At 69.5% G+C, this 19,738-nt stretch carries 13 protein-coding genes; 6 read left to right on the forward strand and 7 right to left on the reverse strand.

Features of this window, described 5'->3' with window-relative positions:
- Positions 1–34: 34 nt before the first annotated feature.
- Complete coding sequence (locus BN1197_RS13060) at positions 35–1,375, reverse strand: O-antigen ligase family protein (RefSeq protein ID WP_040160450.1); 1,341 nt, start codon at positions 1,373–1,375, stop codon at positions 35–37.
- A 173-nt stretch (positions 1,376–1,548) separates the two neighbouring features.
- On the opposite strand from BN1197_RS13060, the gene BN1197_RS13065 reads away from it, so the two are divergent.
- Both BN1197_RS13065 and BN1197_RS17120 read left to right on the forward strand, forming a co-directional pair.
- Complete coding sequence (locus tag BN1197_RS13065; RefSeq protein WP_040160453.1) at positions 1,549–2,988, forward strand: replication-associated recombination protein A; 1,440 nt, start codon at positions 1,549–1,551, stop codon at positions 2,986–2,988.
- A gap of 50 nt (positions 2,989–3,038) precedes the next feature.
- Positions 3,039–4,241 (forward strand): hypothetical protein, encoded by a 1,203-nt coding sequence (locus BN1197_RS17120; RefSeq protein WP_141397293.1) that lies wholly within the window; start codon positions 3,039–3,041, stop codon positions 4,239–4,241.
- Between the two features lie 44 nt (positions 4,242–4,285).
- On the opposite strand, the gene BN1197_RS13070 is transcribed toward BN1197_RS17120, so the two are convergent.
- The 6 genes from BN1197_RS13070 to BN1197_RS13095 form a co-directional block, all read right to left on the reverse strand.
- Entirely contained in the window at positions 4,286–7,558 is a 3,273-nt protein-coding gene (locus BN1197_RS13070; protein ID WP_040160456.1) for a S41 family peptidase, read from the reverse strand.
- 146 nt (positions 7,559–7,704) lie between these two features.
- Entirely contained in the window at positions 7,705–8,982 is a 1,278-nt protein-coding gene (locus BN1197_RS13075; RefSeq protein WP_082043885.1) for an ABC transporter ATP-binding protein, read from the reverse strand.
- Positions 8,975–10,054: an ABC transporter ATP-binding protein gene (locus tag BN1197_RS13080; RefSeq protein WP_082043886.1), complete on the reverse strand. Its 1,080-nt coding sequence runs from the start codon at positions 10,052–10,054 to the stop codon at positions 8,975–8,977. The genes BN1197_RS13075 and BN1197_RS13080 overlap by 8 nt, the downstream gene beginning before the upstream one ends.
- A 16-nt stretch (positions 10,055–10,070) precedes the next feature.
- On the reverse strand, positions 10,071–11,021 hold the full coding sequence (locus BN1197_RS13085; RefSeq protein ID WP_040160458.1) for an ABC transporter permease: 951 nt from the start codon (positions 11,019–11,021) through the stop codon (positions 10,071–10,073).
- The gene (locus BN1197_RS13090; RefSeq protein WP_040161188.1) at positions 11,014–11,943 is read right to left on the reverse strand and encodes an ABC transporter permease; all 930 of its coding nucleotides are present in this window, start codon (positions 11,941–11,943) and stop codon (positions 11,014–11,016) included. The genes BN1197_RS13085 and BN1197_RS13090 overlap by 8 nt, the downstream gene beginning before the upstream one ends.
- Positions 11,944–12,106: 163 nt before the next feature.
- A complete protein-coding gene (locus BN1197_RS13095) occupies positions 12,107–13,774 on the reverse strand; it encodes a peptide ABC transporter substrate-binding protein (protein WP_040160461.1) in 1,668 nt (555 codons plus the stop codon).
- A 346-nt stretch (positions 13,775–14,120) separates the two neighbouring features.
- Here BN1197_RS13095 and alaS point away from each other — a divergent pair, with 346 nt between their 5' ends.
- Genes alaS through BN1197_RS13115 form a run of 4 tightly spaced genes read left to right on the forward strand, consistent with a single transcriptional unit; the run spans position 14,121 to position 19,681 of the window.
- Positions 14,121–16,823 carry an alanine--tRNA ligase gene (gene alaS / locus BN1197_RS13100; RefSeq protein WP_040160465.1) on the forward strand — a complete coding sequence of 901 codons (2,703 nt, stop codon included), beginning with the start codon at positions 14,121–14,123 and terminating at the stop codon, positions 16,821–16,823.
- Between the two features lie 25 nt (positions 16,824–16,848).
- Positions 16,849–17,331 carry a Holliday junction resolvase RuvX gene (gene ruvX, locus BN1197_RS13105; RefSeq protein WP_052466728.1) on the forward strand — a complete coding sequence of 161 codons (483 nt, stop codon included), beginning with the start codon at positions 16,849–16,851 and terminating at the stop codon, positions 17,329–17,331.
- A complete protein-coding gene (gene mltG / locus BN1197_RS13110) occupies positions 17,328–18,827 on the forward strand; it encodes an endolytic transglycosylase MltG (protein WP_082043887.1) in 1,500 nt (499 codons plus the stop codon). Before ruvX ends, mltG begins: the two co-directional genes overlap by 4 nt.
- A complete protein-coding gene (locus tag BN1197_RS13115) occupies positions 18,821–19,681 on the forward strand; it encodes a shikimate dehydrogenase (protein ID WP_040160469.1) in 861 nt (286 codons plus the stop codon). The genes mltG and BN1197_RS13115 overlap by 7 nt, the downstream gene beginning before the upstream one ends.
- Positions 19,682–19,738 lie beyond the last annotated feature (57 nt).

Below are 19,738 nucleotides of genomic sequence, written 5' to 3' on the forward strand. Positions count from 1 at the left end.
TGCCGACCGCCGCAGCGGGGCGCGGCGCCGCCTGTCAGGTCGTCGCCGTCGTCGCACCGGGGCGAGTGCCTCGCCGCGCGGCTCCCGGCAGCTCGAGCGGTGCCGGACGCGCGCTCAACCACCACGTGGACGCCACGGCCTGGCCGAGCATGAGCCACCAGATCGGGGTCGTCACGGCCGAGGCCGCCGCGCACCCGAGGGCGACGTACGCGACGAGAGCCCCGGCGCCCTCGACGCGGGCCGTCGAGGAGGACGCCCACCGCGGACGCGGGAACAGCGCGGCGATGACCGCGATCATCACGAGTCCGAGCGCTGCGGCCACCACGACCCCGTACTGCAGGACGATCTCGACGAAGGAGTTGTGCAGCCACGTGCGCATCGCCACCCCGGGAGCCGGGTCGTTCATGAGGAGCACCTCGAACGAGGCGGCTCCGGTGCCGAGCCCGTCGGAGTCTCGCAGATACCGCAGGGCGGCGCGGATGAGGTCGAGACGCAGCTCGTCGGAGCGTGCGGTGCCCGGCTGCGTCGTCGCGACGAGCGCCCGTAGGACGGGGTTGCGCGCCGCCAACGCGGGAACGAGGAACGAGGCGGCGAGCAGAGCACCGACGCCGGTGGCGAGCACGACGGCGGTGCGTCGCGGGATCGTCGTCCCGCGCCGGCGCAGTGCCGACCACGCGTGCGCGGCGAGCACGACGAGGAGGGTGAGCATCCCCGAGCGGCTCTCGGTGAGCGCCACCCCGATCGCGCCCAGCACGACGAGCGCGAACAACGCACCACGCCACGGTGATCGGCGGCTCGCGGCGTCGGCCAGCGTGCCCGAGATCATCGCGGTCAGGGCGATGGCGAAGTCGTTGGGGTTGCGGAACGCGCCGGCGAGGATCGTGCGCTCCGCCTCGGCCCAGGCCAGGCCCTCACCGACCCAGAGGTGGCGATGCGTGACGAGCTCGATCGTGCCGACGACGACCGAGAGCAGGAGCGCGAGTGACCAGCCACGACGCACCGCCGACAGTCCCCACGCGCTGCCCCGGGTGAGCGCGACGACCCCCACCGCGACGGCCACTCCGGCCACGAGACCCTGCGCCTCGGCACGTCCTGCCACCGGGTCCGGTGCCCGGAGCAGCGCGGTCGGCACCCAGATCGCGACGACGGCCGCGAGCAGCAGCAACGAGGCAGGCGGCGACCGACGCCACGACGCGTGGCGCGCCACCCACAGAGCCACGACGGCGACGGCCACCGGAACGAGGGTCGCCGCACGAAGGTGGATCAACGGGTACAGCGTGAGGTCGCCGGCCGCGACGGCCACGACGAATGCGGTTGCCACGATCTCGGCCGTCGTGAGATCACGAGGCGAGCGCTCCCCCCAGAGTCCGAGCACGCGCGCAGTCTAGGGGCGGTACGGCGCCGATGGGGACGTCTGCCAGCACATCAGCGCAGGTCGGATCGGGTGCGCCTGGGCTGCAGCAGGGTTCGGCGGAAACCTCGTGTCGAGGAGTGGACACTCGCAGCCGGCGCGGCGTGAGGGAACGACTGTCGGTGGCGCCGACTAGCGTGGCGGGCGTGAGTGACGATCTGTTCGCAGCCGGCCGCGAGCTCGCCGACGAGACGGGTGACGATGCGATTCGCTCGGGCCGCGAAGGCGACGTGCGCCCGCCGCTGGCGGTGCGCATGCGGCCTCGCTCCCTCGAGGAGGTGCGTGGCCAGGCCGGCGTCCTGCGCCCCGGCAGCCCCCTGCGGCGTCTGGTCGAAGGCGGCCAGGGCGGGGGGCGCGTGGGGCCGATGTCGGCGATCCTCTGGGGGCCGCCGGGTACCGGCAAGACGACACTCGCCCACCTCGTGGCCAACGCCGAGGGACGCCGCTTCGTCGAGTTGTCGGCCGTGACGGCCGGGGTCAAGGACGTCCGCGCGGTCATGGAGGCCGCGGCCCGCGACCGCGACATGTACGGCCGGGCCACGGTGCTCTTCCTCGACGAGATCCACCGGTTCAGCAAGGCGCAGCAGGACGCGTTGCTGCCCGGGGTCGAGAACCGCCAGGTCATCCTCGTCGCGGCCACCACCGAGAACCCGTCGTTCTCGATCATCGCTCCGCTGTTGTCGCGATCGGTGCTCGTCTCGCTCGAGTCGCTCTCCGACGACGAGATCGGTGAGGTGCTCGACGCTGCGGTCTCCGACGAGCGCGGACTGGCGGGGGCCTTCGTCCTGGCACCGGACGCGCGGGAGCATCTCGTGCGCATGTCGGGGGGAGACGCGCGTCGGGCGCTCACCGAACTCGAGGCCGCTGCCGGGGTGGCCCTGAACGACCTGCCGGGAGGACGTGGATACCCCGACGAGGCGGAGCCGGCACCGATCACCCTCGCTCACGTCGAGCAGGCGGTGGCGCAGGCCGCGGTGCGCTACGACCGGGCGGGCGACGAGCACTACGACGTGGCCAGCGCGTTCATCAAGTCGATGCGCGGCTCCGACGTCGACGCGGCGCTGCACTACCTCGCTCGCATGCTCGAGGCCGGCGAAGATCCGCGGTTCATCGCTCGGCGCATCGTCATCTCGGCGAGTGAGGAGATCGCGATGGCCGACCCGACCGCGCTCCAGACGGCCGTCGCGGCCATGCACGCCGTCGCCCAGATCGGCATGCCCGAGGCACGCATCGTCCTCGCTCAGGCCGTGGTGCACAACTGCCTCGCGCCCAAGTCCAACGCGAGCTACCGAGCGATCGACGCCGCCGTCGCCGACGTGCGAGCCGGCAAGAGCGGACCGGTGCCCACGCACCTGCGCGGATCGGGACACACGCGCTCGGCGCGCAAGGCCGGCGACGCGCACGGCGGGTACGTGTACGCCCACGACGAGCCCGACTCGGTGGCCGCGCAGCAGTACCTGCCCGACTCGTTGCAGAACGCCGACTACTACCACCCCAAGGAACGGGGTTTCGAGGCCCGCATGGTCGAACGCTGGCGGTGGCTGCGCGAGAGGCTGCGCGGTGGGGGTCTGAAGTGAACGGGGTCAATCAGCCAGGGGTTAGCGGTGCTGATGCCGAGTATCGACGAATGCGGGATTCGATACTGGTGATGATGATCGGCATGGCCCCTCTGCCAATTGCAGCACACCTCGCCGTCTTCATCCTCGGCAACGGCGCTGACGGGTTCTCGGCGCAGGGGGCTCATCAGTATCGCGACGCGGTAACAGGGATCTCGCGAAGTCTTCCTTCTGGAAGCGAATCCGTGGCCTTGAGTATCGCGGTGGCGGCCATTATGGTCGCACTGTTTGTCGCCACGTCCTTCAACAGGTACGGCGTGGTGGAGGGGTCATCGGAGGCGGCCAGAAGGCGCATGCTCGACCTTATCGTTGACAAAGGCTCAAGGTTGCTCGCGATTGCCTATGTGGTGTGGGCGTCCTTCATGCTCCCTGGCGACGCCGGGAGGCAAGTCGCGGCAGTTGTACTGATCCTGATGGGCGGATTGCTCTTGTGCTTGAGTGGCATGTCGCAAGTGCCGCCCGAATATTGGCTCGAGGCGCAAACAAAGGAAGCAGAAAAGCTGAAACGACTGGAGGCGAAGTTCACGCAGCTAAGGCTATTGTGTGATGAACGCAGGTCGCCGCTTGATGATCACCGACGCGCTCGCTGGGGTTGGCTGACCGGGATCTACGCACTCTCATGCGCAGTCGCTGCCTGCCTGCTCCTTGTGTCGCTACCTGAAATGGACGCGGTAGAAGTGGCTTCTAGGGAACCCTTACGTTTTGGAGCTGCCCTCGTCGTGGTCTGGATTGTCCTGCTGCTTCTATGTGCTCTTTCGATGCCCACCCTTTGGATCGTCGCGGAACTCCCTTCCTCTTGGGTCAGAAGCAGGTCTGATGTCGTCGTGAAATTGATACTCTTCTCTCTGGGTAACGTTGTTTGGATAGCGATGGCGTTCTTGGCTGCGTTGCAGAACGGGTGGGGCGCGGGGCTTATTGCCCTCCCGGCGGTTTTGCCGTGGATCATTCCACTCGCATTTCGGCGCTCTTCTTGGTGGGCTGCTTGGCGCTTGGATCGTTGCGTCGCCAATTTAGCCGCGGCGCGAGCTAGCGTGAGCCGCTTCAGGCTGTACTCGACCATTCTGGACGGGAGTGCTTCACTGCCGGTTGGGACCACGTGGGAGAGGTCTCCGCAGGAGACCTCAAGAGGTCGTAGGAGTATGTCGTGGCGTATTGCGGCCGCTGTTCTGCTCCTTGGAGCACGCGCGTGGCTCGTGAAGATGAGACAAGAATAGTCGCTGTCTAGCCGTTGAATCCCGGTTGTCGCGATGCCGCAATATCACCGGCGGCGGGGAGGCGGCATCGGGGGTGGCGTGGCAGCGGGCTTCTCATCGAGGCGGCGGAGCAACTCCTCGATCGCGCGGTCGAGTTGTGGATCGACCGTGAGCTCGCGTTCGGCGTCGGCGGGGGAGAAGATCACCTCGATGTCGGGATCGACGCCGTGGTTCTCCACGCCCCAGCCGAACTGCTCGAAGTGGTTGGCGTACCGCGGCTGGGTGACGCCGGTACCGTCGACGAGGTCGAAGCGGCCGTCGATGCCGATGACCCCACCCCACGTGCGCTCGCCGATGACCGGACCGATGCCGTGGATGCGGGCGGCGGCGTTGACGATGTCACCGTCGGAACCCGACCAGCGGTTGGCGAGAAAGACCACCGGCCCTCGCGGGGCCTGCGCCGGATACGTCACCGGCGTGCCGTGCCGGACGAGATCCCACCCGATGACTCTGCGCATGAGGCGTTCGACGACGAGCTGAGAGGTGTGCCCGCCCCGGTTGTACCGCATGTCGGCGACGAGCCCCTCCCTGGCCGTGGCCTCGTCGAGCCCACGATGGAACTGCGCCCATCCCTTCGACACCATGTCGGGCACGTGAAGGTAGCCGAGGCGACCACCGGACTTCTCATCGACGTACGCTCGACGGCTCGCCACCCACTCCTGATAGCGCAGGACCTCCTCGTCGAGGATCGGCACCACCGCGACGCGCCGTCTCGTGCCGTTGCGCTCGAGAGTGAGCTCGACGGCCTTCTTGGCCCGGCCCGCGAGCAGCCGTCCCAGGGGCACACCGTCGACCGAGCGCCCGTCGACCGCGACGATGCGGTCGCCATCGCGGGCGTCGACGCCGGCCCCACGCAACGGGGAGCGGGCGTCGGGGTCGGAGGACTCACCGGGCAGGATGCGCAGGACCACGGCACCACCCGCGTCGTGGGTGTGGTCGATGCCGAGGTGCGCCACCGCGTCGTCGCGCCCACCCGGGCGGGGCTGGACGTAGGCGTGCGAGGTGTCGAGCTCGCCCACGGTCTCCCACAGCACGTCGACGAGATCGTCGTGCGTGGCGATGCGGTCGAGAACCGGACGATAACGATCGAGGACGGCGTCCCAGTCGACGCCGTTCATGTCGTCGCGCCAGAAGTGGTCGCGCATGATGCGGCCGTTGTCGTCGAACATCGCCCGCCACGAGGTGCGCAGATCGACCTCGCGCCGCAGACGCGAGGTGTCGACGGTGACGAGCTTCTCGCTGTCGGAGTCCACCTTCTCGGTGGCCGGGCCGACGCGGACGGCGTCGCGGTCGCGAACGACGATGCGCGTGCCGTCGCCGCTCACCTCGTAGGAGTCGACGTCGCCGAGCGTCTCGGCGGTCCGCGTGGCCAGGTCGAAACGTTCGAGCTGGTCGCGGAGCTCGTCGTCGAGACCGGCCCGAACGGTGCCGAGTTCGCCGCCCGCGGCGTGCCGGATCCACAGCACCCCGTCCTTGGCGCTGCGAAGCGACGACATGTCTCCCGAGGCCACCGGCAGTGGGACGAGGCGATCCTCGAACCCGCCGGCGTCGAGGTCGGGACACGTGACGGCGCCGTTCTTGGCGGTCGTGCCTGCTGTGCCCGCCGAGGCGCGATCGGCGGCGTCGGCGTCGTTCTTGGTCACCTCCTCCAACGGCCACCCGTCGGCGGCCGGACCCAGGGGAGCCGGGGTGTCGGCAGCGAGCGGGGCCAGCCAGGGGCGGGTGGCATCGGTGAAGGCGAGATCGAACCCGAACGCCGAGTAATGCGGGTCGAGAGTGCGTGCCGAGAGGAAGACGAGGTGCCTGCCGTCACGGGTGAACGCCGGTGAGAAGTCGTGGAAACGCCCCGAGGTCAACGCCCGCACCGCAGTCGCGTCGTCGCCGAGCGCCTGCCGGTCGGCGACCATGAGCCGGTGGGTGCCCTCGGTGGCCAGCGGCTCGGACCACACGAGGTAGCGACCGTCGGGAGAGAACGTGAGGTCGACCGGCTCGCCGTGCTCACAGCGTGAGAGCTCGCGCACCGGCTCGTCGTCGGCACTCTCACCGAGGTCGACCAGGCTCACGCGCCCGTCGTGCGAGACGACGCCCGCGACGTCGGCAGCCGGCGGGAGGGCAACGTGCAACACGCGACCGAGGCGACCAGCGGCCACGCGGCGAGCGGAGGAGCCGCCGCCGTGGGCATCGACACCGCCGTCGATCGGCGTGACGACGAGCGCGTCCTCCCCGCCCTCGTCGGTGACCGCGACGACCGTGTCACCGGCGACCCGAGCCTCACGGATGCGCGTCGAGTCGTCACCGAGGAGGTGCCGGGCGGGACCCCCGCGGTGGGTGAGCCACCACGCCTGCCCATACCACTCGGCCACGGATCCGTTCGCCTTGTCGTCGGGTCGCAGCGCGAGCAGGCGGTCCTCGGCCGTGACGACCCGGCGCGGACGCGGCAAGGGGCCGAGGTCGGCCTCCACGAGGCGCGGCTCGGCATCGAGGGAGTCCATGACGTAGATGCGTCCACGGGCGTGGTAGACGACCCGCCGGCCGTCGGTCGTCGTGTCTCGCACGTAGCCGAGGTCGGAGGTGTGCGACGTGTGCTGACGCAGGTCGCCGCCCTGGGCGTCGACCGACCACACCTGGGCCTGTTCGTCGCCCCGGTCGGGAAAGCCGGCTCCGAGGTCGCTCGTGAACACCAGCCGGTCGCCCACCCACGCCGGTGACCAGAGCCCGGCCTCCTCATCTGGCAGGACCCGGCGCCATTCGGCCGCCGCGTCCGGCCGGAGCCACATCATCGGCGCCGTGCCGCCGCGATACCTCTTCCACATCGCCGCGTCGCGGTGGTTCGGCGACGTGACGGCCTCGGCACCCGAAGATGACACCGCGAGGGAGATCGAATGCCCGTAGGGCAGACGTTCGATGCTGCCGTCGAGGCCGACGGAGAAGAGTCGCCGCCGCTGCGAGAACGGCTCACCCGCGTCGGAGGCGACGAGCACGTGCTCGTCGTCGAGCCACCCCCGCACCCGCGTCGTCGGGCGCCCCCACCACGTGAGCCGTTCGGCCGTGCCCGCCGAGCGGTCGAGCACGAACACCTCCCAGTCACCGTCGCGCACGCTCGAGTAGGCGATGCGTGAGCCGTCGGGGGAGAAGAACGGGAACGTGCACGGCTCGTGATCGGCCGTGAGGCGCGAGGCCCGGCCGCCCTCGGTCGGGACGAGCCAGAGGTCGTCGTCGGCCACGGCGACGATGGTGTCGCCGTGCAGGTGCGGGTAACGCAGGTAGCCCTCGGTCATGGAGCCTGTCTACCGCAGCCCACCGACACACGCCGGTGAACGCCGAGAACCCGGATCGTTCGGGCACCGCGCTCGTGACGCTGCCCCACGCACGGCTCTGCCCGGCCCCGCGGTGCGGAGCCGGGCAGAGGACGTCGAGGAGGACCTCAGCGCGTGTGGGGATCCCCGGGTACGTCCGGGCCGGTCGCGTCCCCGTCACCGTGCGATCGTCCGGCGCCAGGAGCCTGCGGGCTGCCGTACGCCTGCTGCGCCTGCGGCGCACGCGGGTCGAGGCCGTCGTCGTTCTGACCGGTCACCTTGTCCTTGAGGTCGGAGACGGCCTCCTTGGCCTTGTCGAGCACCGTCGCGGTGGCGCCCACCGCGCCGCCGCGGGCCGACATCGTCGCCGCCTCCTCGGGAGACTGCCCGGAGACGTCGACGGTCTCGATGACCTGGCGCACCTCGGCGAAGTGACATGCGCTGCGGTGGCCCCCCGCGCCGTCGGGGCGGTCGACGAGCAGCGGCTCCTCGACCTTGCACTTCTCCTGCGCCTTCCAGCACCGAGTGTGGAACCGGCACCCCGTCGGCGGGTTGGCGGGGGAGGGCACGTCACCGGTGAGGACGATCTGGTTGCGCTGCCCGCGCAGCGTCGGGTCGGGCACCGGCACCGCCGAGAGCAGCGCCTGCGTGTACGGGTTGGTCGTGCGCTCGTAGATCTCGTCCTCGGTACCGAGCTCGACCATCTTGCCGAGGTACATCACACCGACGCGGTCGGAGATGTGCCGGACCACCGACAGATCGTGCGCGATGAAGATGTAGCTGAGACCGAGCTCGTTCTGCAGCTTCTCCATGAGGTTGACGACCTGGGCCTGCACCGACACGTCGAGCGCCGAGACGGGCTCGTCGCACACGAGCACCTTGGGCTTGAGCGCGATGCCGCGCGCGATGCCGATGCGCTGCCGCTGACCACCGGAGAACTGGTGGGGGTAGCGGTTGATGTGCTCGGGGTTGAGGCCGACCATGTCGAGCAGGTCCTGTACCGCCTTGCGCCGGCCCTTGCGGGGCACGACGTCAGGGTGGATGTCGAAGGGCTCGCCGATGATGTCGCCGACCGTCTTGCGCGGGTTGAGCGAGGTGTACGGGTCCTGGAACACGATCTGGATGTCGCGACGCAGCTTGCGCATCTCGGCACCCTTGTGGGAGTACATGTCGGCGCCGTCGAAGACCACCGAGCCAGAGGTGGGCTCCTCCAGACGCATGAGCAAGCGGCCGAGCGTCGACTTGCCGCAGCCCGACTCACCGACGATGCCGAGGGTCTCACCCCGGCCGAGCTCGAAGCTCACTCCGTCGACGGCCTTCACGTGGCCCACGGTCGTGCGCAGCACGCCACCCTTGATCGGGTAGTGCTTGACGAGGTCCTTCGCGACGAGGATCGGCTCAGCCACGGTGGAGCACCTCCTTGGAGAAGTGGCAGGCGGAGAGTCGACCAGGGGCGACCTCGGCCAGCTCGGGGCGATCCCGGCGGCAGATGTCCTGCGCGAACCGGCACCGCGGGTGGAACTCGCAGCCGCTGGGCAGCCGCAGCAGATTCGGTGGCAGACCGCCGATGGCGGCGAGCTCCTGGCCCTTCTGGTCGAGGCGGGGGATCGACTCGAGCAGACCGAGCGTGTACGGATGCGCCGGGTTGGAGTACACGTCGTGGACGTCGGCCCGTTCCATGATGCGCCCGGAGTACATCACCGCGATGCGGTCGGCCACGTCGGCCACGACACCGAGGTCGTGGGTGATGAGGATGAGCCCCATCTGGCGCTCCTCCTGCAACTCGGCGAGGAGGTTCATGATCTGCGCCTGAACGGTGACGTCGAGGGCCGTGGTCGGCTCGTCGGCGATGAGCACCGCCGGGTCGAGCGCGATGGACATCGCGATCATGATGCGCTGGCGCATACCGCCGGAGAACTGGTGCGGGAACGCCTTGACCCGCTGCCGGGCCGCGGGGATCTGCACGCGCTCCATGAGGCGGATGGCGTTCTCCTGCGCATCCGACTTGTTCATGCCGCGGTGCTTGCGGAACATCTCGGCGATCTGCCAGCCCACGGGGAACACAGGGTTCAGCGAACTCAAGGCATCCTGGAAGATCATCGAGATCTCCGGGCCGCGGGTGCGTCGCCGCTTGTCCTCCGGCATCGTCAGCAGGTCCTGCCCGCAGTAGCGGATCGAGCCCTGGGGGATCTTGGCCGGCGGCATGTCGAGGATGCCCATGATCGCCTGGGCCGTGACCGACTTGCCCGAGCCCGACTCGCCGAGGATGGCGAGGGTCTCCCCGGCCCGCAGGTCGAAGTTGACCCCGTTGATGGCGCGTGCGACGCCGTCGTCGGTGTGGAACTCGACGTGGAGATCCTCCACCTCGAGCAGCAGCCCGTCCGGCCCGGGCTTGTACTCCGATTCCGGATGCGTGGCGGTGCCGGGTGCGGCCCCGGGCGTCTTCCCGGAGGTCGATCCGGTGGTGGTTGTGCTCATGGGTTCGCTTCCTGCCCTATCGGGACTTGGGGTCGAACGCGTCACGTGCGGCGTCGCCCAACATGATGAAGGCGAGGACGCAGAGACTGAGGAAGAGGCTGGGGAAGAAAAGGATGTGGGGGAACGTGCGCAGGAAGAGCAGACCCTCGCTGATCGCCACACCCCAGGACACCGCCGGCGGCACGAGACCGATGCCGAGGAAGCTCAGGGTGGCCTCCGCCGTGATGTAGCCGCCGAGGTTGATCGTCGCGACGACGAGGATCGGCGCGAGTGAGTTGGGGAGGACGTGCTCGGTGACGATCCGCCACGGGCTGGCCCCGAGAGCACGGGCCGCCTGGATGTAGTCGTTCGGCAGCACCTGCAGCGCCGCACCGCGCATGAGACGCGCGAGACTCGGCCAGCCGAGGATGGTCAACGCGGCGACGACCTTGAACACGACGAGCAGGTAGGGCGTCGACTGGTCGTTGGGGAACGCGCTCATGAAGAGGATGCCGCCGAGCAGCAGCGGGATCGCGAAGAACACGTCGGTGATCCGCGAGACGAGGGCGTCGATCCAGCCGCCGCGGTACGCGGCGAGGATGCCGATGGTGCCGCCGAGAAGCGTCGTGAAGATCGTCGTGAAGACCCCGACGAGGATCGAGGCGCGGGCACCCTCGATCGTGCGCGCGTAGATGTCGTAGCCCTGGCCGTCGGTGCCGAACCAGTGCTCGGAGCTCGGGCGCATGCGCACGTCGAAGGTCTGCCGCGCGTCGATGCTCGTGAACAGGAAGGGGAATGCGGCCATGAGGACGAAGACGACGATGAGCACGCTCGCGAACCAGAAGGCCGGCTTGCGACGCAACTGCCGCCACGCGTCGGAGGTGAGGGACCTTGCCGGGCCGGTGTCGGACTGCTCCACCTCCATCGCCATCTCGGGTGCGACGCCCGAGGCCGCGGTGGGGGCCTGAGCCTGGGTGCTGTCAGTCATGGCTGATCCTCGGGTCGAGCACGCCGTACAGAAGGTCGACGATGAGGTTGACGATGAGATACACGATGACCAGGGCGGTGACCGCGCCGACGACGGCGAAGCCGTCCCGGTGGTTGATGCTCTGGAAGATGTAGCCACCGATGCCCTGGATGTTGAAGATGCGCTCGGTGACGATCGCGCCGCCGAGCAGCGCGCCGAAGTCGAAACCCATGAACGTGATGACGGGGATCATCGAGTTGCGCAGGGCGTGCAGACCGATGGCCCGCCGCTGGGTGAGGCCCTTCGCCTTGGCGGTGCGCACGTAGTCGGCCCGCAGGTTCTCGGCGAGGTTGGTGCGCGTGAGGCGGGTGACGTAGGCCATCGACAACGACGCGAGCACGAGGGCCGGCATCGCGAGTTGGTAGATCGAGGGGTTCTTGCTCGTCACCGTGACCGGGAAGAGCCCCCACTTGACGCCGAGGTAGTACTGCGCGAGCACACCGAGGACGAAGACGGGGATCGAGATGACGACGAGCGTGCTCACGAGGACCAGCGAATCGAGGAACGAGCCCTTCTTGATCGCCGCGAGCACGCCGGCGGCGATGCCGATCACCGCCTCGATGGCGATGGCCATGAGCGCGAGCTTGCCCGTGATCTGGTAGCGCTGCGCCAGATCCTTCATGACCGGCACACCGTACGTGTTCTCACCGAGATCGCCGGTGGCGAGCTTGCCGAGGTACTTGACGTAGGCGACGGGCAGGGGGTCGTCGAGGTTGTATTCCTCGCGGATCTGCTTGACGACGGCCGGGGGACATGCGCGGTCACCGCACTTGCCGGCCGAGGGATCACCCGGGAGAGCGAAGACCATCGCGTAGATGATGAACGTCGTCCCCAGGATCACCGGGATCATCTGGAGAAAGCGTCGGACGACGTACTTGCCCATGGACACCTCCATGGTCGTGGGCAGCCCTTGTGGGGCGGGGCAGGGGATGGATCGAAGGTGGTGACCCGGTCGGCGCGGGGGTCGACCGGCTCACCGAGACGACACCGCCCGGCCCGATCGTGCCGGAGCAGGGATCGAGCCGGGCCGGTGCTGACTCACATCGTCACTGGTTGACGGTGACCTGAAGCAGGTCAGGGCGCCCGGAGGCCTTGTTGATCGAGACGTTGCCGGCCTTCTCGGACCAACCGATGGTGGCGGTGTAGTACCACATCGGGATGGCCGGCATGTCGGCCGCCAGCATCTTCTCGGCCTCCTGGTAGGCCGCGAGCGAGGCGTCGCCCTGCTGCTTGCCGGCCTCGACGAGCTTCTTGTCGAACTCGGGGTTGTCGTACTTGCCGTCGTTGCTCGAGCCGCCCTTGCTGAACAGCGGCGTGAGGAAGTTCTCGATGTGCGGGTAGTCCGCGATCCAACCGGAGCGGAACATGCCCTTCATCTTGCCCGAGCCGATCTGGTCGCGGAACGTGGCGAAGTCGGTGACCGGGGTGGCGACGCAGTCGATACCGAGGTTGGTGCGGATCGAGTTGCACGTGGCCGTGACCCAGTCCTTGTGCGCCGAGTCGGCGTTGTAGGAGATCGTCAGCTTGCCGTTGAACCCGCCGGCCTCCTGCAGGAGCTGCTTGGCCTTGGCCGGATCGAACTTGCAGAACTCACCGCACGCGCCGGCCTTGTAGCCCTCGACACCGGGGGCCACCCAGCCGTCGGCGGGCTGACGCGCGCCGTCGAACTGGTCGTTGATGACCTTCTGGCGGTCGATGGCCATGGAGATCGCCTGGCGCAGCTTGGGGTTGGCGTATTCCGGCGAGACCTTCTCGGGGGCGAACGTCACGGTCTGGATGGCCGGGTAGGCCTCCTGCGCCCAGCGGTCGGGCAGGTCCTGCTGGTACTTCTTGCCCACGAGTGCGCTCGCCGGGATCTCGTCGGTGACGTCGAGGTTACCCGCCATGAGGTCGTTGTACGCGGCCTCACTGTCCTGGTAGATGCGGAAGGTGATCTTGTCGACCTTGCCGCCGAACTCGCCGTTGTACTGGGGGTTCTTCGAGAGGACGGCCTGGCGGCCCTGCTCGTAGGTGTCGACCTTGTAGGGGCCCGCGCCGATCGGGGCCTTGCCGAACGCCTCCGGGTCCTTGAAGAAGGACTCCGGCTGCGGCGCGAAGGCCGTGTAACCGAGGCGCACGGGGAGGTTGGAGATCGGCTCGGTCGTCTCGATCGTGAACGTCGTGTCGTCGACGACCTTGAGGCCGGACATCGTCTTGGCCTTGGGCTCGGGGGCCTTCTTGGGGCCGTCCTCGCCGTCGGGGTCCTCAGAACTGACGTCCTCGTAGCCCTTGATGGGGCTCATGAAGTAGGAGAGGTACTGCGCGTTCGGGCCGTAGGCCGTGTAGTTCCACGCGTCGACGAAGCTCTTGGCCGTGACGGGGGTGCCGTCGGAGAACTTGCGGTCGCCCTTGATCTTGACCGTGAAGTGCTGGTTGTCGTCGCTCTCGACCGACTGGGCGATGTCGGGGCGGGGCTCGCCCGTCTTGGGGTCGTAGCTGAACAGGGTCGAGGCGAACAGTTCGACGATGTCGTGTCCGCAGGACTCGCCGGTGTCGCCGCCGATGAGCGGGTTCTGCGGCTGGCAGCCACGGACGACGATCTCGCCACCGCCGGCACCACCGCCACCCGCGGTGCCGCCACCGCCCCCGGCGTCGCCACCGCCGCCGCCACAGGCGGCGAGGAGAGCCGTCGCGGAGAGAGAGGCCACCAGGGCCGCGCGCGTCTTGGATTGCATTGGTCGTGACCTCCTGCTCCGGCCGGGCTGGTCGGCGCGGCCGGGTGGTTCGTTGCGGGGGGTGAGGCCGCCCGAGATGTCCGGTGCGACGTCGGCGCCCTAAGGCGTTGCCCCAAGGTAGAGCCATCGGAGCGGCCCGCGCGCGCACTTCGAGACAATGTCGCCGTCGTGACCCAATCGTGATCTTGCTGTCGAGATGTTCCCGAGCGGCCGGCGGCACGGCCTCCGACCGGCGCGGACGCGCCCCCGGGCCGGGTCACGCCGAGGCGATGTCGGCGCCACGTCTTACGCTTGGCCCAGACCGCGGACGTGCAGTCCGCGGTAATCGATGCGAGAAGGACGACTCATGGAAACCGCCGAGATCAGGCGCCGCTGGCTCCGCTTCTTCGAGAGCAAGGGACACACCGTGGTCCCCAGCGCCTCCCTGCTCTACGACGATCCCAACCTGTTGTTCGTCAACGCCGGCATGGTGCCGTTCAAGCCGTACTTCCTCGGGCAGGAGACGCCGCCGTACAAGCGCGCCACCAGCGTGCAGAAGTGCGTGCGCACGGGCGACATCGACGAGGTCGGCAAGACCACGCGGCACGGCACGTTCTTCCAGATGAACGGCAACTTCTCGTTCGGCGATTACTTCAAGAAGGGCGCGATCGAGTTCGCGTGGCAGCTCGTCACCGGCAGCCAGGACGCGGGCGGCTTCGGATTCGACCCCGCCAAGGTGTGGGTCACGGTCCTCGGCCCGGGCGTGCACCCCGACTATCCCGACGGTGACGTCGAGGCCCGACAGCACTGGCTCGACGTGGGCGTGCCGGCCGAGCGCATCCAGGGCCGCGGGCTCGAGGACAACTACTGGCACATGGGCGTCGAGGGCCCGGGCGGCCCGTGCTCGGAGATCTACATCGACCGCGGGCCGGAGTACGGCGTCGACGGCGGCCCCGAGGCGGACGAGGACAGGTTCCTCGAGATCTGGAACCTCGTGTTCCAGACCGAGGAGATCACCAACGTCAACGCCAAGGACGACTTCGAGGTCGTGCGGCCGCTGCCGGCCCAGAACATCGACACCGGCATGGGTCTGGAGCGCGTGGCCTACCTGCTCCAGGGCGTCGACAACCTGTACGAGATCGACGAGGTCTACCCCGTCATCGAACGTGCCGAACAGCTCTCCGGGCGCTCCTACGGCGCGAACGACGCCGACGACGTGCGATTCCGCGTCGTGGCCGACCACGTGCGCTCCTCGCTCATGCTTATCGGCGACGGGGTGCGCCCCGGCAACGAGGGCCGCGGCTACGTGCTGCGCCGGCTCCTGCGCCGGGCGATCCGCTCGATGCGCCTCTTGGGCGTCGAGGCACCCTGCCTGCCCGAGCTGCTGCCGGTCTCGATGGAGCAGATGAGCCGTTCCTACCCCGAGCTGAAGCGGGACTGGTCGCGCATCAGCGACATCGCGTACGCCGAGGAGGAGGCATTCCGTCGCACGCTCGTCTCGGGCACGACGATCCTCGACACCGCGGTGAGCCGCACGAAGGCCGCCGGGGGCACGAAGCTGGGTGGGCACGACGCGTTCCAGCTCCACGACACCTACGGGTTCCCCATCGACCTCACCCTCGAGATGGCCGCCGAGCAGGGCCTGTCGGTCGACGAGGAGGGTTTCCGTTCGCTCATGGCCGAGCAGCGCAACCGCGCGAAGGCCGACGCCAAGGCCAAGAAGAGCGGTCACGTCGACACCCACCAGTACCGCGAGATCGCCGACGCTCTCGGCGCGCCCGTCGACTTCCTCGGCTACGAGAGCGTGGCCGGGGAGGGCAGGGTCGCCGGCCTGCTCGTCGGCGGCAACAGCGACCGCCGGGCCAAGGCGGGCGACGAGGTCGAGCTCGTGCTCGACGCCACCCCGTTCTACGCCGAGAGCGGCGGCCAGCTCGCCGACCAGGGCGTCATCGAACTCGAGGGCGCGCGCGTCCGGGTCACCGACGTGCAGAAGCCCATCACCGGGCTCATCGTCCATCGCGGCGTCGTCGAGGAGGGTGAGGTCGGCGTCGGCGACCGCGCACGCAGCAGCATCGACGTCGACCGCCGACGCTCGGTCTCGCGCGCCCACACGGCGACGCACATCCTCCACCAGTCGCTGCGCGACGCGCTGTCGAGCACCGCGACCCAGGCCGGCTCCGAGAACGCGCCCGGTCGGCTGCGGTTCGACTTCAGCTGGGGCCAGCCGGTCTCGCCGACGCTGTTCAGCGAGATCGAGGGCCGCATCAACGAGGTCGTGCTCAGCGATCAGCCGGTCAGTGCGCAGGTGATGGACAAGAAGGCGGCGCTGGAGTCGGGCGCACTCGCGATGTTCGGCGAGAAGTACGGCGACGAGGTGCGGGTCGTCTCCATCGGCGACGGCACGTGGAGCAAGGAGTTCTGCGGCGGCACGCACGCGATGAGCGTCGGCCAGCTCGGCGTCGTCAAACTGCTCGGCGAGTCCTCGATCGGGTCGGGCGTGCGCCGCGTCGAGGCACTCGTGGGTGCCGACGCGTACTCCCACCTCGCGCGCGAGAGCGCCGTGCTCTCCCAGCTCACCGACATCGTCAAGGCTCGCCCCGACGAGTTGCCCGACCGCATCTCGGCGATGCTCACCCGCCTCAAGGACGCCGAGCGCGAGATCAACGCCATGCGTCAGCAGCAGGTGCTCGCCCAGGCGGCCTCGCTCGTCGACCAGGCCAAGGACATCGCCGGCATCCGCGTGCTCACCCACGACATCGGTGCCGCGGTCACGGCCGACGACTTGCGCACGCTCGCACTCGACCTGCGCAGCCGCCTCGGTGACGCCCACCCGGCCGTCGTCGCGCTCACCGCGGTGAGCAAGGAGCGACCGGTCGTCATCGTCGCCACCAACGCCGGCGCCCGCGACAAGGGCGTCAAGGCGGGCGCTCTCGTCAAGGTCGCCGCCGGAGTTCTCGGTGGCGGCGGAGGCGGTAAGGACGACGTCGCCCAGGGCGGCGGCTCCGACGCGACGAAGGCCGGCGACGCGCTGACGGCGATCGAGACCTCCGTGGCGGGCACTGCGGGATGATGCACCTGTGAGAACGGGAGTGCGCATGGGCGTCGACGTGGGGTCGGCACGGGTCGGGCTTGCGATGTCCGATCCGGCCGGCGTGCTCGCGACCCCTGTGGCCACCCTGCCCCGCGCGGGTGCCGAGAGCCTCGACGGTGAGGACCTCACACGTATCGCCGACGCTGTCGTCGAGCAGGCCGCGATCGAGGTCGTCGTCGGACTCCCGAGGTCGCTCTCCGGCGACGAGGGCCCGGCGGCGGTGAGCGCTCGGCAGTACGCGCGCGCGCTCGCCAGGGCCGTCGCGCCCGTGCCCGTGCGTCTCGTCGACGAACGGCTCACGACCGTCGACGCCCACCGTGGCCTGCACGAGAGCGGCCGCTCGGGGCGCCGGCATCGAGAGGTGATCGACCAGGCGGCCGCCGTGCTCATCCTCCAGACCGCGCTCGACACCGAACGTGCGCGTGGCCTGCCTCCCGGTGAGGTGGTCACGACACGAAAACCCCGACACAAAGGACGCCACGCATGACCGACCGACACCGCCGTGACGACCGGTCCGGAGAGGGGCGCGCCGATGCGCGGCGCGGAGACGTCTTCGACCAGGAGGCCGTCGAGGACGACGGGGGGCTCGACGCCCCGGCCGAGAACGGTCACCGCAACGACGACGGCCGTGAGGAGTACGGCTATCTGGGGTACGACGACGAGTACGGCGGTCATGCCGACGACGGCGGGCACGACCGCGGGTACGACGGCGGGTACGAGCAGGAGTACGACGGGGGGTACGACGACGCCGACGTGAACGGGGGCGGCGAGCGCGGGTATCCCGACGAGGTGCATCCGGACGACGATCACGACCGCGGTCCCGGGTACTCCGCCCTCCTCGCCGGGCACGACTCCGGGCACCACGACGAGAACGACGGGTCTCACCCCGTGTTCGAGGAGGACGAGCACGACGAGCGCCACTCCGGCGATGCGCGCCGGGATCCGGCACGACGCCGGCGCCTGGCCATCCTGGGCGGTGCGCTGGTCGTGCTCCTTCTGGGCATCGTTCTCGCGTTCCAGTTCGTGGCGCCGATCGTCGCCGACATGTTCGCGAGCAAGGACTACGACGGGCCCGGCACCGGCAAGGCCGCCGTCGTCGTGCATCAGGGGGACAGCGGCCGGGTCATCGCCCAGACCCTCGTCGACGCCGGCGTCGTCAAGACGACCGATGCGTTCGAGGACGCGTTGGAGAAGCAGCCCGGCGACGAGATCCAGCCGGGCAGCTACGTCCTCCCCACGCAGATGAAGGCGAGCGACGCCCTCAGCGCGTTGCGCAGCGGCAAGGCTCGCGACGAGGTGACGGTGACGATCCGGGAGGGGTTGCGGGCCGCGGAGATCTACGCCGAGCTGTCGAAGGCCACGGGGGCTCCGGTCGCCGATTACGTCAAGGCGGCCAAGAACACCAAGGAGATCGGCCTGCCTGCGGCGGCGCAGGGCAGCACGGAGGGCTTCCTCTTCCCGGCCACCTACACCTTCGGCCCCAAGACCGGCGCCGCCGGGCAGCTCGAGGAGCTCGTGAGCCAGGCCAAGGCCCGGTACTCGACGATGGGAGTGCCCGAGAAGGACATGCGCAAGGTCATCACGATCGCGAGCATCGTCGAGGCCGAGGGACGGCTGCCCCAGGATCGTCCGAAGGTGGCGGCCGTCATCGAGAACCGGCTGCGCACCGGCATGGCGCTGCAGATGGACTCGACGGTGGCCTACGGGGTGGGTAAGCGCACGCTCACGACGACCGACGCCGAGCGCCGGCACGACAACCCCTACAACACCTATCTGCACCCGGGGCTGCCCAAGGGGCCGATCAACAACCCGGGCGCGAACGCGGTGGAGGCGACCCTGCACCCGGCCAAGGGCGACTGGAAGTACTTCGTCACGGTGAACCCGCAGTCCGGTGAGACCCTCTTCGCCTCGAGCCTTTCCGAGCACAACGCGAACGTGCAGAAGTTCCAGGCGTGGTGCCAGGCCAACCCGGGCAAGTGCTGACCCACCGGGCCGGTGTCGTCGGCTCCCCGGTCGAGCACTCGCTCTCACCGGTGTTGCACGAGGCGGCCTACCGCGCACTCGGCCTGCACGGCTGGGGGTACGAACGCCACCGCATCGGCGGTGAGGGCGAACTCGACCTGCGCACGTTCGTCGAGGGCCTCGGGCCCGACTGGGTGGGGCTGTCGGTGACGATGCCCGACAAGGAGGCGGCGCTCGACCTCGCGGTGGCCGCGACCGAGCAGGCTCGACGCATCGGGGCGGCGAACACGCTCGTGCGTCGTGAGGACGGCTGGGTGGCCTCGAACACCGATCCCGACGGGATCGTGGCCGCGCTCGTCGAGGCAGGGGTGCGTCGCTGCTCACGCGGTGTCGTCCTCGGCTCGGGGGCCACGGCCCGCTCGGCGCTCGACGCTCTGGCCCGTCTCGGGACGCGCAACGTGACGTTCGTCGTGCGCGACCAGGTGCGTTCCCAGACCCGGGCCCTCGCCGCGCGGCTGGGGATGACGGTCGATGTGGTGCCGTTGACCCGCCCCGACGAGGTGGGGGCCGTCGCAGCGCGGGCCGACGTCGTCGTGTCGACCCTGCCGGCGGGGGCTCCACTCGGTCTCGAGGCCGGCTTTCCGGCCGACGCGGATCTGCACGGCACGGTCGTGCTCGACGCCGTCTACGCCGACTGGCCGACGCCGATGGCGCGGTGGGCGGCGGGGTGCGGGGCCACGGTCGTGCCGGGTTCGGAGATGCTGCTGCATCAGGCGGCCGCCCAGGTGGAACTCATGACGGGTCGCTCCGCGCCTTTGGCGGCGATGCGAGCGGCGCTGGCCGAGGCACTGGGGGATCGGGCCGGCTGCCCCTGACCGCACTGACGCGCTCGAACAGGCGGTTCTGGTACACGGTTCACCGGTCGTGCGGGT

The organism is Mobilicoccus massiliensis, assembly GCF_000826525.2.
Lineage (GTDB): Bacteria > Actinomycetota > Actinomycetes > Actinomycetales > Dermatophilaceae > Mobilicoccus > Mobilicoccus massiliensis.

Excerpts from the sequence above, each read along its gene's own strand:
- BN1197_RS13085 (WP_040160458.1), bottom strand. The coding sequence starts at position 11,021 with ATGACTGACAGCACCCAGGCTCAGGCCCCCACCGCGGCCTCGGGCGTC.
- BN1197_RS13080 (WP_082043886.1), bottom strand. The coding sequence starts at position 10,054 with ATGAGCACAACCACCACCGGATCGACCTCCGGGAAGACGCCCGGGGCC.
- BN1197_RS13095 (WP_040160461.1), bottom strand. The coding sequence starts at position 13,774 with ATGCAATCCAAGACGCGCGCGGCCCTGGTGGCCTCTCTCTCCGCGACG.
- BN1197_RS13070 (WP_040160456.1), bottom strand. The coding sequence starts at position 7,558 with ATGACCGAGGGCTACCTGCGTTACCCGCACCTGCACGGCGACACCATC.
- BN1197_RS13090 (WP_040161188.1), bottom strand. The coding sequence starts at position 11,943 with ATGGGCAAGTACGTCGTCCGACGCTTTCTCCAGATGATCCCGGTGATC.
- BN1197_RS17120 (WP_141397293.1), top strand. The coding sequence starts at position 3,039 with ATGCGGGATTCGATACTGGTGATGATGATCGGCATGGCCCCTCTGCCA.
- ruvX (WP_052466728.1), top strand. The coding sequence starts at position 16,849 with ATGGGCGTCGACGTGGGGTCGGCACGGGTCGGGCTTGCGATGTCCGAT.
- alaS (WP_040160465.1), top strand. The coding sequence starts at position 14,121 with ATGGAAACCGCCGAGATCAGGCGCCGCTGGCTCCGCTTCTTCGAGAGC.
- mltG (WP_082043887.1), top strand. The coding sequence starts at position 17,328 with ATGACCGACCGACACCGCCGTGACGACCGGTCCGGAGAGGGGCGCGCC.